Origin of the sequence: Pseudomonas sp. M2, assembly GCF_015751845.1 — a bacterium.
GTDB lineage: Bacteria > Pseudomonadota > Gammaproteobacteria > Pseudomonadales > Pseudomonadaceae > Aquipseudomonas > Aquipseudomonas putida_E.
Genome location: NZ_JADOUD010000001.1, coordinates 559,424 through 571,723, shown reverse-complemented (window position 1 = coordinate 571,723; position 12,300 = coordinate 559,424). Strand labels below are relative to the sequence as shown.

Annotated in this window: 11 protein-coding genes; 8 read left to right on the top strand and 3 right to left on the bottom strand. The window is 60.9% G+C overall.

Features of this window, described 5'->3' with window-relative positions:
• The first annotated feature begins 60 nt into the window (after positions 1-60).
• From clpP to IWW33_RS02800, 5 genes are all read left to right on the top strand, one after another.
• On the top strand, positions 61-702 hold the full coding sequence (gene clpP / locus IWW33_RS02820; protein ID WP_009683825.1) for an ATP-dependent Clp endopeptidase proteolytic subunit ClpP: 642 nt from the start codon (positions 61-63) through the stop codon (positions 700-702).
• Between the two features lie 108 nt (positions 703-810).
• Positions 811-2,094 (top strand): ATP-dependent Clp protease ATP-binding subunit ClpX, encoded by a 1,284-nt coding sequence (gene clpX / locus IWW33_RS02815; protein WP_012313645.1) that lies wholly within the window; start codon positions 811-813, stop codon positions 2,092-2,094.
• A 156-nt stretch (positions 2,095-2,250) separates the two neighbouring features.
• Positions 2,251-4,647 (top strand): endopeptidase La, encoded by a 2,397-nt coding sequence (gene lon, locus IWW33_RS02810; protein ID WP_046787930.1) that lies wholly within the window; start codon positions 2,251-2,253, stop codon positions 4,645-4,647.
• A gap of 152 nt (positions 4,648-4,799) precedes the next feature.
• A complete protein-coding gene (locus IWW33_RS02805; protein WP_012313647.1) occupies positions 4,800-5,072 on the top strand; it encodes an HU family DNA-binding protein in 273 nt (90 codons plus the stop codon).
• Positions 5,073-5,255: 183 nt separating this feature from the next.
• On the top strand, positions 5,256-7,127 hold the full coding sequence (locus IWW33_RS02800) for a SurA N-terminal domain-containing protein (protein ID WP_125923208.1): 1,872 nt from the start codon (positions 5,256-5,258) through the stop codon (positions 7,125-7,127).
• An 80-nt stretch (positions 7,128-7,207) separates the two neighbouring features.
• Here IWW33_RS02800 and IWW33_RS02795 read toward each other — a convergent pair whose 3' ends face one another.
• The gene (locus tag IWW33_RS02795) at positions 7,208-8,248 is read right to left on the bottom strand and encodes a patatin-like phospholipase family protein (RefSeq protein ID WP_115275574.1); all 1,041 of its coding nucleotides are present in this window, start codon (positions 8,246-8,248) and stop codon (positions 7,208-7,210) included.
• A gap of 153 nt (positions 8,249-8,401) precedes the next feature.
• On the opposite strand from IWW33_RS02795, the gene IWW33_RS02790 reads away from it, so the two are divergent.
• The 3 genes from IWW33_RS02790 to IWW33_RS02780 all read left to right on the top strand — a co-directional run bounded on the left by IWW33_RS02790 (position 8,402) and on the right by IWW33_RS02780 (position 10,348).
• Positions 8,402-8,680: a hypothetical protein gene (locus IWW33_RS02790; RefSeq protein WP_012313650.1), complete on the top strand. Its 279-nt coding sequence runs from the start codon at positions 8,402-8,404 to the stop codon at positions 8,678-8,680.
• 14 nt (positions 8,681-8,694) lie between these two features.
• On the top strand, positions 8,695-9,474 hold the full coding sequence (locus tag IWW33_RS02785) for a CHAD domain-containing protein (RefSeq protein ID WP_125923209.1): 780 nt from the start codon (positions 8,695-8,697) through the stop codon (positions 9,472-9,474).
• Positions 9,475-9,550: 76 nt separating this feature from the next.
• Complete coding sequence (locus IWW33_RS02780; protein WP_046787934.1) at positions 9,551-10,348, top strand: thioesterase family protein; 798 nt, start codon at positions 9,551-9,553, stop codon at positions 10,346-10,348.
• A 3-nt stretch (positions 10,349-10,351) separates the two neighbouring features.
• On the opposite strand, the gene IWW33_RS02775 is transcribed toward IWW33_RS02780, so the two are convergent.
• Positions 10,352-10,720 carry an Mpo1-like protein gene (locus IWW33_RS02775; protein WP_125923210.1) on the bottom strand — a complete coding sequence of 123 codons (369 nt, stop codon included), beginning with the start codon at positions 10,718-10,720 and terminating at the stop codon, positions 10,352-10,354.
• Between the two features lie 75 nt (positions 10,721-10,795).
• Positions 10,796-12,274 carry a methyl-accepting chemotaxis protein gene (locus IWW33_RS02770; protein WP_046787936.1) on the bottom strand — a complete coding sequence of 493 codons (1,479 nt, stop codon included), beginning with the start codon at positions 12,272-12,274 and terminating at the stop codon, positions 10,796-10,798.
• Between the last annotated feature and the right edge of the window lie 26 nt (positions 12,275-12,300).

The following is a 12,300-nucleotide window of genomic DNA, read 5'->3' as shown; positions in this document are numbered from 1 at the left end:
CAGCCTTCGCGCTGGCTTGTGCGTATTCAAGCCATGACTATTTGGGAGTGAGCGCAGGACATGTCCCGCAATTCTTATATTCAGCAGAGCTCTGACATCCAGGCCGCAGGCGGCCTGGTCCCGATGGTTATCGAGCAGTCCGCCCGTGGCGAACGTGCCTATGACATCTACTCGCGCCTGTTGAAGGAGCGAGTGATCTTCCTGGTCGGCCCGGTAGAGGACTACATGGCCAACCTGGTAGTGGCGCAGATGCTGTTCCTTGAGGCGGAAAACCCGGACAAGGATATCCATCTTTACATCAACTCCCCAGGCGGCTCGGTAACGGCTGGCATGTCGATCTACGACACCATGCAATTCATCAAGCCGGACGTCTCGACCATCTGCATCGGCCAAGCCTGCAGCATGGGTGCCTTCCTGTTGGCCGCCGGTGCCAAGGGCAAGCGTCACTGCCTGCCTAACTCGCGGGTGATGATTCACCAGCCGCTCGGCGGCTTCCAGGGCCAGGCGACCGATATCGAGATCCATGCCCAGGAAATCCTCAACATCAAAGCGCGTCTGAACGAGCTGCTGGCCTACCACACCGGCCAGGATCTGGAGACCATCAAGCGCGACACCGAACGTGACAATTTCATGAGCGCCTCGCGCGCGGCCGAGTACGGCCTGATCGACTCGGTATACGACAAGCGGCAACTGGCCTCCTGAACCCAGGTGCCAGAGCAGGCAGGCGCCCAAAGCGCCTACCTGCGGACTTGAAAAAGCCCGCAATTGCCTTCATCTTGTGTTGCAAGCCTACCGGATTGGATCGATCGAATGACTGACACCCGTAACGGCGAGGACAGCGGCAAATTGCTTTATTGCTCCTTCTGCGGCAAAAGCCAGCACGAAGTGCGCAAACTGATTGCCGGGCCCTCGGTATTTATCTGCGACGAGTGCGTCGACCTGTGCAACGACATCATCCGAGAGGAGGTGCAGGAAGCCCAGGCCGAAAGCAGCGCGCACAAATTGCCTTCGCCGAAAGAAATCAGCGGCATCCTGGACCAGTATGTGATTGGTCAGGAGCGCGCCAAGAAGGTGCTTTCGGTAGCGGTGTACAACCACTACAAGCGCCTGAACCAGCGTGACAAGAAAGGTGACGAGGTTGAACTCGGCAAGAGCAACATCCTGCTCATCGGGCCTACAGGCTCGGGCAAGACCCTGCTCGCCGAAACCCTGGCTCGCCTGTTGAACGTGCCGTTCACCATTGCTGACGCCACCACCCTGACCGAAGCCGGTTACGTGGGTGAGGACGTCGAGAACATCATTCAGAAACTGCTGCAGAAGTGCGACTACGATGTGGAAAAAGCCCAGATGGGCATTGTTTACATCGACGAGATCGACAAGATTTCGCGCAAGTCGGACAACCCGTCGATCACCCGTGACGTTTCGGGTGAAGGCGTGCAGCAGGCACTGCTCAAGCTGATCGAAGGCACCGTTGCCTCCGTTCCGCCGCAAGGGGGGCGCAAGCACCCGCAACAGGAATTCCTGCAGGTGGATACCCGCAACATCCTGTTCATTTGCGGTGGCGCCTTCTCAGGCCTGGAAAAGGTCATCCAGAACCGCTCCACCAAGGGTGGCATCGGTTTTGGCGCTGAAGTACGCAGCAAGGAAGAGGGCAAGAAGGTTGGCGAGTCGCTGCGTGAAGTCGAGCCGGATGACCTGGTCAAGTTTGGCCTGATCCCCGAGTTCGTCGGCCGTCTGCCGGTTCTGGCAACCCTCGACGAGCTGGACGAGGCTGCGCTGATGCAGATCCTCACTGAGCCGAAGAACGCCCTGACCAAGCAGTACGCCAGGCTGTTCGAGATGGAAAGCGTTGACCTTGAGTTCCGCAGTGATGCGCTCAAGGCCGTCGCACGCAAGGCCCTGGAGCGCAAGACTGGCGCCCGCGGCCTGCGTTCGATCCTCGAGGGCGTTCTGCTCGACACCATGTATGAAATTCCTTCGCAGAAGGAAGTCAGCAAAGTGGTGATCGACGAGAGCGTCATCGAAGGCACTTCGCAGCCGTTGCTGATCTACGAGAACAGCGAGCCGCAAGCCAAGGCCGCACCCGACGCCTGAGTCGGTCAGGTGGCAGCAAGCAAGAAAGGGGCCCATGCGGGCCCCTTTCTGCTTTTCCTGTGCAAGCGCTTGTAATTTCCCAGGCGTGCCCCCACATTAGGTCCAAGCATCATTTCCACCGGTTTCCGGCCATAAGGCCGCTGTAGAGGCGAAATCATGAAGACCACCCTCGACTTGCCTCTTTTGCCATTGCGCGATGTCGTTGTTTATCCGCACATGGTCATCCCACTGTTCGTGGGGCGTGAGAAGTCCATCGAGGCCCTTGAGGCTGCGATGACTGGCGAGAAGCAGATCCTTCTGCTGGCCCAGAAGAACCCCGCCGACGATGATCCGGGCGAAGACGCCCTGTATCGCGTCGGTACCGTCGCTACCGTGCTGCAACTGCTGAAGCTGCCTGATGGCACCGTCAAGGTGCTGGTCGAGGGCGAGCAGCGGGGTGCAGTCGAGCGCTTTACCGAAGTTGAAGGGCACATCCGTGCCGAAGTTTCCCTGATCGACGAAACCGACGCCGCCGAGCGCGAGTCGGAAGTCTTTGTGCGCACGCTGCTGTCGCAGTTCGAGCAGTACGTGCAGTTGGGCAAGAAAGTCCCTGCCGAAGTGCTGTCGTCGCTGAACAGCATCGAGGAGCCTGGGCGCCTGGTCGATACCATGGCCGCACACATGGCCCTGAAGATCGAGCAGAAGCAGGAAATTCTCGAGATCGTCGATCTGTCCACCCGTGTCGAGCATGTGCTTGCGATGCTGGATGCTGAAATCGACCTGCTGCAGGTCGAGAAGCGTATCCGTGGCCGGGTCAAGAAACAGATGGAGCGCAGCCAGCGCGAGTACTACCTGAATGAGCAGATGAAGGCCATTCAGAAAGAGCTCGGCGATGGCGACGAAGGCCACAACGAAGTCGAAGAGCTGAAAAAGCGCATTGAAGCCGCTGGCCTGCCGAAAGATGCCCTGGCCAAGGCTCAGGCGGAGCTTAACAAACTCAAGCAGATGTCGCCGATGTCGGCCGAGGCCACCGTGGTGCGGACCTACCTCGACTGGCTCGTGCAGGTGCCGTGGAAGGCCCAGAGCAAGGTTCGACTGGACCTGTCCAAGGCTGAGGAAATTCTCGATGCGGACCATTATGGCCTTGAAGAGGTCAAGGAACGCATCCTCGAATACCTCGCCGTGCAGAAGCGCGTGAAGAAAATTCGCGGCCCGGTGCTGTGCCTGGTTGGCCCGCCAGGCGTGGGCAAGACCTCGCTGGCCGAGTCGATCGCCGCTGCGACCAACCGCAAGTTCGTGCGCATGGCCTTGGGTGGCGTGCGTGACGAGGCCGAGATTCGCGGCCACCGTCGGACCTACATCGGTTCGATGCCAGGCCGCTTGATCCAGAAGATGACCAAGGTGGGTGTGCGCAACCCGCTGTTCCTGCTCGACGAGATCGACAAGATGGGCAGCGACATGCGTGGCGACCCGGCCTCGGCGCTGCTGGAAGTGCTCGACCCTGAGCAGAACCACAACTTCAACGACCACTATCTGGAGGTCGATTACGACCTCTCTGACGTGATGTTCCTGTGCACCTCGAACTCGATGAACATCCCGCCGGCGCTGCTTGACCGCATGGAAGTCATTCGCCTGCCGGGTTACACCGAGGACGAGAAGATCAACATCGCGGTCAAATACCTGACACCTAAGCAGGTCAAGGCCAACGGTTTGAAGAAGGAAGAGCTCGAGATCGACACCTCGGCGATCCGCGACATCATCCGTTACTACACCCGCGAAGCCGGTGTACGTGGCCTTGAGCGGCAAATTGCCAAGGTTTGCCGCAAGGTCGTCAAGGAACATACCGGCCAGAAGCAGGTCAAGGTCAAGGTCACCAGTGAGCAGCTCGAGCACCTGTTGGGTGTGCGCAAGTTCCGCTACGGCCTGGCCGAGCAGCAGGACCAGATCGGCCAGGTGACCGGCCTTGCCTGGACCCAGGTGGGTGGCGAATTGCTGACCATCGAGTCGGTGGTCATCCCTGGCAAGGGCCAACTGATCAAGACCGGTTCGCTCGGCGACGTCATGGTCGAGTCGATCACCGCCGCGCAAACCGTAGTCCGCAGCCGCGCCCGCAGCCTGGGGATTGCCGCCGACTTCCATGAGAAGCACGACGTGCACATCCACATGCCCGAGGGTGCTACGCCCAAGGATGGCCCGAGCGCCGGTATCGGCATGTGCACCGCGCTGGTGTCGGCGCTGACGCAGATTCCAGTGCGTGCAGATGTTGCCATGACCGGTGAAATCACCTTGCGTGGGCAGGTATTGGCCATTGGCGGGTTGAAGGAAAAACTGCTGGCGGCACACCGTGGCGGGATCAAGACGGTGATCATTCCAGAGGAGAATGTTCGCGATCTGAAGGAGATTCCGGAAAATATCAAACAGGATCTGCAGATCAAACCGGTCAAATGGATTGACGAAGTCCTGCAAATTGCGCTGCAATACGCCCCGGAGCCCTTGCCAGATGTGGCTCCTGAGATTGTCGCGAAAGATGAAAAGCGCGACGGCGATGCTAAGGAACGAATTAGCACGCATTAGTAGTTTTTGGCTGGGGGGCTTTCCTTGACAGTATTTTCGGGGCCTTGCTATAAAGCGGCACGCTATTGTCACCAGGCCACCCAGCGCACGTTTCATAAGCTTTTCATTACATACTTAGAAACAAACTCAATAGAGAAATAAGGGGACTTAGAGTGAACAAGTCGGAACTGATTGACGCTATCGCCGCATCTGCTGACATCCCGAAAGCTGTAGCCGGCCGCGCGCTGGATGCAGTAATTGACTCCGTGACTGGTGCCCTGAAAGCAGGCGACGACGTCGTTCTGGTTGGCTTCGGTACCTTCTCGGTCAAAGAGCGCGCAGAGCGCGATGGCCGTAACCCGCAAACTGGCAAGACCATCAAGATCGCTGCTGCCAAGGTTCCAGGCTTCAAGGCTGGCAAAGGCCTGAAAGACGCCGTCAACTAAGTCGTCTCTTTCAGCCGGACCCGGCCTGGCCAGGTCCGAGCACGCTGAAGGCGGGTCGCAAACGTTCCCGCCTGACACGTTTGCTAAGAAAAGGCGCATCCTCGGATGCGCCTTTCTTTTATCAGGATTCTACCCACGCTCCGCGGTTGTCGACGCAGTGGTACAGCCGTTTCTGGGGGACGCATGCTGCAAAATATCAGGGACAATTCACAAGGTTGGATTGCCAAGACCATCATCGGCCTCATCGTCGTGCTGATGGCGTTGACGGGCTTCGAGGCCATTTTCCAGGCCGCCAGCCATAGTCAGGACGCCGCCAAGGTGAACGGCCAGACCATCAGCCAGAACGAGCTGAGCCAGGCGGCCGACATGCAGCGCCGCCAGCTGATGCAACAGCTGGGCAAGGATTTCGACCCGGCACTGCTGGACGAGAAATTGCTGCGCGATGCCGCGCTCAAAGGGCTTATCGAACGCAAGCTGCTACTGCAGGGTGCCGAAGATGCCAAGTTCGCCTTCAGTGAGGCCGCGCTGGATCAAGTGATCCTGCAGACGCCGGAATTCCAGGTTGATGGCAAGTTCAACGCTGACCGTTTCGATCAGGTCATCCGCCAGATGGGCTATGGCCGCTTGCAGTTCCGCCAGATGCTCGCCGAAGAAATGCTGATCGGCCAGGTACGCACGGGTATTGCCGGCAGCAGCTTCGTGACCGACCAGCAGGTCGACGCCTTCGCTCGCCTGGAAAACCAGACCCGCGACTTCGCTTCGTTGACCTTCAAGGCCAACCCGGCTGCGGTCAAGGTCAGCGATGACGAGGTCAAGGCCCATTATGAACAGCACGCCAAGGAGTTCATGACGCCGGATCAAGTGGTCATCGACTATGTCGAGCTGAAGAAGTCGGCATTCTTCGATCAGGTGAAGGTTACCGACGACGAGCTCAAGGCCCAGTACGAGAAGGAAATCGCCAACCTGGCCGAACAGCGCCACGCTGCGCACATCCTTGTCGAGGTCAATGACAAGGTCACCGATGCCCAGGCCAAGGCCCGCATCGAAGAGGTCGAGCAACGCCTGGCCAAAGGTGAAGACTTCGCCAAACTGGCCAAGGAGTTCTCCCAGGACCCGGGTTCGGCCAACAGCGGTGGCGACCTTGGCTTCGCCGGCCCGGGGGTGTATGACCCGGTCTTCGAGGACGCGCTGTACAAGCTCGACGATGGCCAGGTGTCTGCACCGGTGCGTACCCAGTTCGGTTATCACCTGATCAAGCTGCTGGGCAAGCAGGCGCCGGAAGTCCCGAGTTTTGCCAGCCTGAAGGACAAGCTCACGCGAGACCTGAAGACTCCGCTGGTCGAGCAGCGCTATGTCGATGCCAGCAAGCAGTTGCAGGATGCTGCCTACGAGGCTGCCGACCTGGCCCAGCCCGCCCAGGACCTGAACCTCAAGGTGCATACGTCGGCGCCATTCGGCCGTGAGGGCGGTGAAGGCATCACGGCCAACCGTGCCGTGGTCCAGGCTGCGTTTTCCGAGGAAGTGCTGGAGGAGGCTGCCAACAGCACCGCCATCGAGCTGGACCCGGAAACCACGGTGGTATTGCGCGTCAAGGAGCACCGCAAGCCGGAGCAGATGCCGCTCGAAGCCGTGGCCAAGAAAATCAGCGAACACCTGGCCAAGGAGAAGGCAACCGCCGAGCTCAAGGCCAAGGCGGACAAGCTGATCGCCGGCCTGCGTGACGGCTCGGTCGCTACCGATACTGCCCAGGAAGGCCAGAGCTGGAAGGCCTACGAAGCAGTCACCCGCAGCCAGGACGGTATCGACCCGGCCGAGTTGCAGGCACTGTTCCGCCTGGCCAAGCCGCAAGCCAAGGGCAAGCCGGTATATGGCAGCGTGGTTCTGGCCGATGGCAGCCTGGTCGTGCTGCAGCTCAAAGGTGTCAACGAAGGTGCCGCCGCCAGCGCTGAAGAGAAGCAGCAGATCCGCCGCTATCTCGCTTCGCGTGCGGGCCAGCAGGACTTTGCGGCATACCGCAAGCAGCTCGAAGGCAGTGCGGACATCACTCGCTACTGAGTGACTGTCTGGTAATGAAACAGGCCGCATGATGCGGCCTGTTTCGTTTCTGTGGCACGGGCGTAAGCGCCGGGTTCGCCTCAGCGCTTCTCCCCCTCATAGTTATCCAGCGTATCCCGCGCAATCTCCCGGCCCAAGGCAATCAGCTCCGGCGCCTTGTAGAACTCGAAGAAGCGGCATACCCGCTTGGGCACGTTGATCAGCACGTCCGGTGGATACCCCGCGATCTTGTATTGCGCCAACGACGTCTGCATGACCTCGAAACTCTGGTTGATCAGGTCCAGCAGCGAAGCTGGCCCTACGTTGTCGACGATGATCGACCCTGTGGCTGATTTTGGCGCGCCCTCGCTCTGCGGTGCCGCCGTCGGTTGCTGCGCTTCGGGGTCGGCCGTATCGGCCAGCCAGGGGTTGGGTGGAATCAGGCCCTCGCCGGTGATCTCCTGTTCGATGCGCATCAGTTCCTCGACGGGCTTGCGCCGAAACGGCATGCGCGACCCCAGCGAATTGATCAGCGCGTCAAAGCGCATCCTGAATGCTGCCGGCCGCTCGATGACAGGCAACTGGTATTGCTTCTGGTTGGTGGAGTTGAGGTTCACCGCAATGATCATGTCGCAGTGGCTGGACACCACCGGCACGATCGGCAGCGGGTTGAGGATGCCGCCGTCGACCAGCATGCGGTTGCCTTGCATTACCGGCGTGAACAGGCTTGGAATTGCCGCCGAAGCGCGCATTGCCTGGTGCAGGCAGCCTTCCTGGAACCAGATCTCCTGCTGGTGGGTCAGGTCGGTGGCCACTGCCGTGTAGGGGATGCGTAATTGCTCGATATTGATTTCGCCAACGATCTTGCGGATTTGCCCAAACACCTTGTCGCCGCGAATGGCACCAAGGCGGAAGCTGACATCGACCAGACGCAGTACGTCCAGGTAATCCAGGCTTTCGATCCAGTTGCGGTATTCATCGAGTTTGCCCGCCGCGTATATGCCCCCGACCACCGCGCCCATCGAGCAACCGGCAATGCAGGCGATCTCGTAGCCGCGCCGTTCGATTTCCTCGATCACGCCGATATGGGCATAGCCCCGAGCGCCCCCCGATCCCAATACCAGTGCTACACGTTTGCTCATGATCATCCCCGGCTTTTGCATCCATGGTCCTACAATGCACCGAGCGTTGCCTGTGCTTCAATGTAGACTCTAGGCAAAACGTGCCGGGCGCGGCACTTTTCAGGTGCCCACGCGTCGAACAGCCATTCTATTTGAACCTCTGAGGTATTACCGATGAAAGCCTGGATCTGCCTTCCTCTGATTGCCCTGGCCCTTGCCGGCTGTGCGGGCAAGACGGCTTACCGTGACAGCTGCGCGTCGCAGCTCGATGCCGCCTGGAAGGAGCTTGACCTGGCCAAGGCTGAAGGCTTTGCCGGTACTGTCAGCTATTCCAAGGCTTTGTCGCTTTTGACCGGGGCCAAGACCCAGCAGCAGTTCGAAGGCTTCGAAGGTTGCACCAATAAAGCCGAAAAGGCGCGTTTCTACATTCGTGAGTCGCGCGCCGGGCGCTGACCGAGGAGCGCTGTATGTCCAGCATGCTCGACCATGTGGTTGCCCAGGTAGTGGCCTTGCAGGTGCGCCTGCTGGCTTGTCGCGAGCGCCTCGCTGCCGATACCGACAGCGAAGCCTTGCACGATCTGCGCATAGGCCTGAGGCGCTTGCGCAGCCTGTTACGGCCGCTGAGGGGCTTGCCGGGGGTCGAGCAGTTGGAGGACGCTGCGAAAGCCCTTGGTACCTTGACCACGCCGCTACGTGACCGTGAGGTACTGGCGGCCGAGTTGATCAAGCGCGGCGTTGCCCAGGCGGGGCAGCGGCGTCTGCAAGGGCGGGCTGCCACCTTTGCCGGCGTGGCCACCAGCGCGCAGCTGAGCCGTGTACTTGCCATCCTCGATGCCTTCCCGCTGTTCCTGCGCGCAGCGGGCCGTGAAGGGTTGGCCAAGTCACTGCGCAAGCGTGTCGACAAACGCCTGGTCAAGCAATGGCGCAAGCTGCAGGAAGCCTTGCAGGACCCGGCCCACGACCGCCACCGCCTGCGCCTGTTGATCAAACGTGTGCGCTATGGCGACCAGGCCTATCCGCAACTCGATCATGCCGGCAAGCCGCTGCAGCGCATGCTAAAACAAGCCCAGAGCGATTTGGGTAACTGGCATGATCGCTTGCAATGGCTGTTGCAGGCTCAATCGCATGCGGATCTCGCGCCCTGCAAGGTCGATTGGGAGCAGGAGCTGGATGACGCCGAACGCCAGTCCGACGTGACACTGGATGCCTTGCAGGCAGCGCTGCAGCGGCGCAAGCCCGGCAAATGACCGATATGCGGGCTGTTCGACGCAAGGTTGCTCGCTAGTATTGGCTGACACCTTTCGCTGCTGCAGGAGCCGGCCCATGAACTTCAACCAACTGCTCGACGCCGTGCGAGCACACCCCGACGGCGTCAGTGTTCCGCCCAACTGGGCCCAAGGGCGTGCCGCATTCGGTGGCCTGATGGCCGCCATGGTGTATGAGGCCATGCGCCTGAAGCTCGCCGATAGCCGCCCGGTGCGTTCCCTGGCCATCAGTTTCGTCGCCCCCGCCGCTCCCGACGTGCCAACCCGTTTTGAAGTCGAAGTGCTGCGCGAGGGCAAAGCCGTCAGCACCCTGCTTGGTCGAGCGATTCAGGATGGCCAAGTGGTGACTTTGGTGCAGGGCAATTTCGGCGCCGGGCGGGCATCGGTGGTGAATGTTCCTGCAGTGCCGGCCATGGAGATGAAGGCGCTTGAGGATGCCGCCCCTGAGCTTCCTTACATCAAAGGCGTCACACCTGAGTTCATGCGCCATGTTGCCCTGCGCTGGGCGGTTGGTGGGTTGCCGTTCAGTGGCAATCAGTCACGGCACATGGGCGGCTGGGTGCGCTTGCGGGATGTTGCCCAGGAGCAGGTCAACGAGGCCCACCTTTTAGCGCTGGTCGATGCCTGGCCGCCCAGCCTCATGCCTTACCTGAAGCAGCCCGCAGCAGGCAGTACGCTGACCTGGACCATCGAATTCATCCAGCCGGTTGCCAGGCTGTCGACGTTGGACTGGTGCCGCTACTGCGTCGAGACGGAACACGCCCGCGATGGTTACGGGCATGCCGCAGCTGCCCTGTGGACGGCTGAAGGTGAGTTGCTGGCATTGAGCCGGCAGACGGTCACAGTGTTCGCTTGAGATTCAACGCCGATGTTTGTGCCGTCCGCGCCAGGCGCGCCACCAGGCACCACTGAGCACAAAACGCGGGAAGGTGATGAATTGCTCGGTCAGCAGGCGCTGCACGGCGTCCTTGCGGTTGGCGAACGGTTCCGGCTGCTCGGCCTCCAGGCGGTGGCCCTGACGCTGCAGGCCCAGGCCGGCGATCAGGGAAATGATGCCGACAGCAATCTGGCCAAGGTCCAGGGCGAACAAGCCTGACAGCACCAGTAGAGCGCCAAGGATGAACAGCGGCACGGCAATCAGGTGCAGCACCAGGTTGGTCGGATGGCGGTGGTTGTGGTGATAGCCGCGCCATTGCCAGGCGGGCAAGTTGGGCAGTCGTTTGCTCATGGGCAGTTCCTCGCGGTCATGCCCAAAGCTTAGTGCGGCCCGGTGGTCACAGCCAATCGAGGCTGGCTATGGTGACTATAGTTTGAGCTGGCCGATGGCCTTGTTCAGCTCGCCGGCCAGGGTCGCCAGTTCGCTGCTGGTGGTGGCCGAATCGACAGTCTGCTGCACGGTTTCCTCCGTGACGTCACGGATGCTGACTACTGCCCGGTTCATTTCTTCCGCCACCTGGCTCTGCTGCTCGGCGGCGACGGCTATCTGGGTGTTGCTCTCGCGCATCTGCGCCACGGCGCCGGTAATTTCGGCGAGCGCTGCGCCGGCTTCCTTGGCCTGGCGCACGCAGTCGTCAGCTTTGTAAGAGCTTTCCTGCATGAACTCCACCGCATCGCGGGTACCGGCCTGCAGGTCGGCCACCATGCCGGTGATCTCGTCGGTGGAGGTTTGCACGCGTTTGGCCAGGCTGCGCACTTCATCGGCGACCACCGCAAAGCCACGGCCCATTTCGCCGGCGCGCGCTGCTTCGATGGCGGCATTGAGCGCCAGCAGGTTGGTCTGTTCGGCAATACTGTGGATGACGTTGACCACGCCATTGATCTTCTGGCTGTCCTCGGCCAGTTGGCGGATCATTTCGGCGGTCTGCTGCACACCGCTGGATAGCCCGGCAATCGAATCCTGCACCCGGTTGACCACATTCTTGCCGCTGCCAGCGAGGGTGTCGGCGGTCTGCGACAGGTCGCGGGTGGCGCCGGCATGCTGGGCGATATGGTGCACGGTGGCGGACATCTCGTTGATCGCCGTGGCTGCCTGGTCGGTCTCGCTTTGCTGGCCGAGCATGCCGTGGCGAACTTCGTTCATGCTCGTGGCCAGGCGCGCGGCGCCCGAATCGAGTTGCGCGGCTGTGCGTGCCACGGTGCTGACCACGCGGTGGTAGGTCGACTGCATGGCGTTGAACGCGCCTGCCATCTGGCCCACTTCGTCTCCGCAAGCCAGAGGCACGCGGGCCGACAGGTCACCGGTTTTTTCCACGTGCAGCATGACGTCCTTGAGGGTGTTGAGTTGGCTCAGCAGGAAGCGGATCAAAAGTTGCGAGGCGCAGAGCATGGCCAGCATCAGGATCAGCACACAAACCGCGTAGTTGGCAAAACGCTCGAAGAACACCTGGCGCACGCTCGGTGCCTGGGCCAGTACCGCCACCTGCTCGTCGCCATGGCGCAGTACCTGAGCACCCCGCAGCGGGTTGTTACCGAAGAGCCAGGCGGCCGGGAGTGCTACCCAGCCTTGTGCATTACGCAGTGCATCCAGGCTTTGGCCGGCAAAGGTCGGGGTTTGGCCGGGTTGCCAGGTGATCACGTTGGCCTGGCGGGGCAGGGCAAGCCCTTGCGGCCAGGCGGCCAGCAGCTGTGCCTGGGATTGCGCCTGGATCTGCACAGCCTCGGCGCGGGCTCGCTGCTCCAGGTGCACGGCATAAAGCACCAGCATCAAGGTGGTGACAAAGGCCACTGCGTTGACGGCCCAGAACTTGTACTTCAGGGAAATATTGCTAAGCCAGGCACCCATGGGTAGGTCTTCTCTGAGTTGAGCGG

Bases quoted from the DNA above. Each gene is read 5' to 3' on its own strand.
- IWW33_RS02795 (WP_115275574.1), bottom strand. From the start codon at position 8,248: ATGAGCAAACGTGTAGCACTGGTATTGGGATCGGGGGGCGCTCGGGGC.
- clpP (WP_009683825.1), top strand. From the start codon at position 61: ATGTCCCGCAATTCTTATATTCAGCAGAGCTCTGACATCCAGGCCGCA.
- IWW33_RS02800 (WP_125923208.1), top strand. From the start codon at position 5,256: ATGCTGCAAAATATCAGGGACAATTCACAAGGTTGGATTGCCAAGACC.
- IWW33_RS02770 (WP_046787936.1), bottom strand. From the start codon at position 12,274: ATGGGTGCCTGGCTTAGCAATATTTCCCTGAAGTACAAGTTCTGGGCC.
- clpX (WP_012313645.1), top strand. From the start codon at position 811: ATGACTGACACCCGTAACGGCGAGGACAGCGGCAAATTGCTTTATTGC.
- IWW33_RS02790 (WP_012313650.1), top strand. From the start codon at position 8,402: ATGAAAGCCTGGATCTGCCTTCCTCTGATTGCCCTGGCCCTTGCCGGC.
- IWW33_RS02775 (WP_125923210.1), bottom strand. From the start codon at position 10,720: ATGAGCAAACGACTGCCCAACTTGCCCGCCTGGCAATGGCGCGGCTAT.
- IWW33_RS02785 (WP_125923209.1), top strand. From the start codon at position 8,695: ATGTCCAGCATGCTCGACCATGTGGTTGCCCAGGTAGTGGCCTTGCAG.
- IWW33_RS02780 (WP_046787934.1), top strand. From the start codon at position 9,551: ATGAACTTCAACCAACTGCTCGACGCCGTGCGAGCACACCCCGACGGC.
- lon (WP_046787930.1), top strand. From the start codon at position 2,251: ATGAAGACCACCCTCGACTTGCCTCTTTTGCCATTGCGCGATGTCGTT.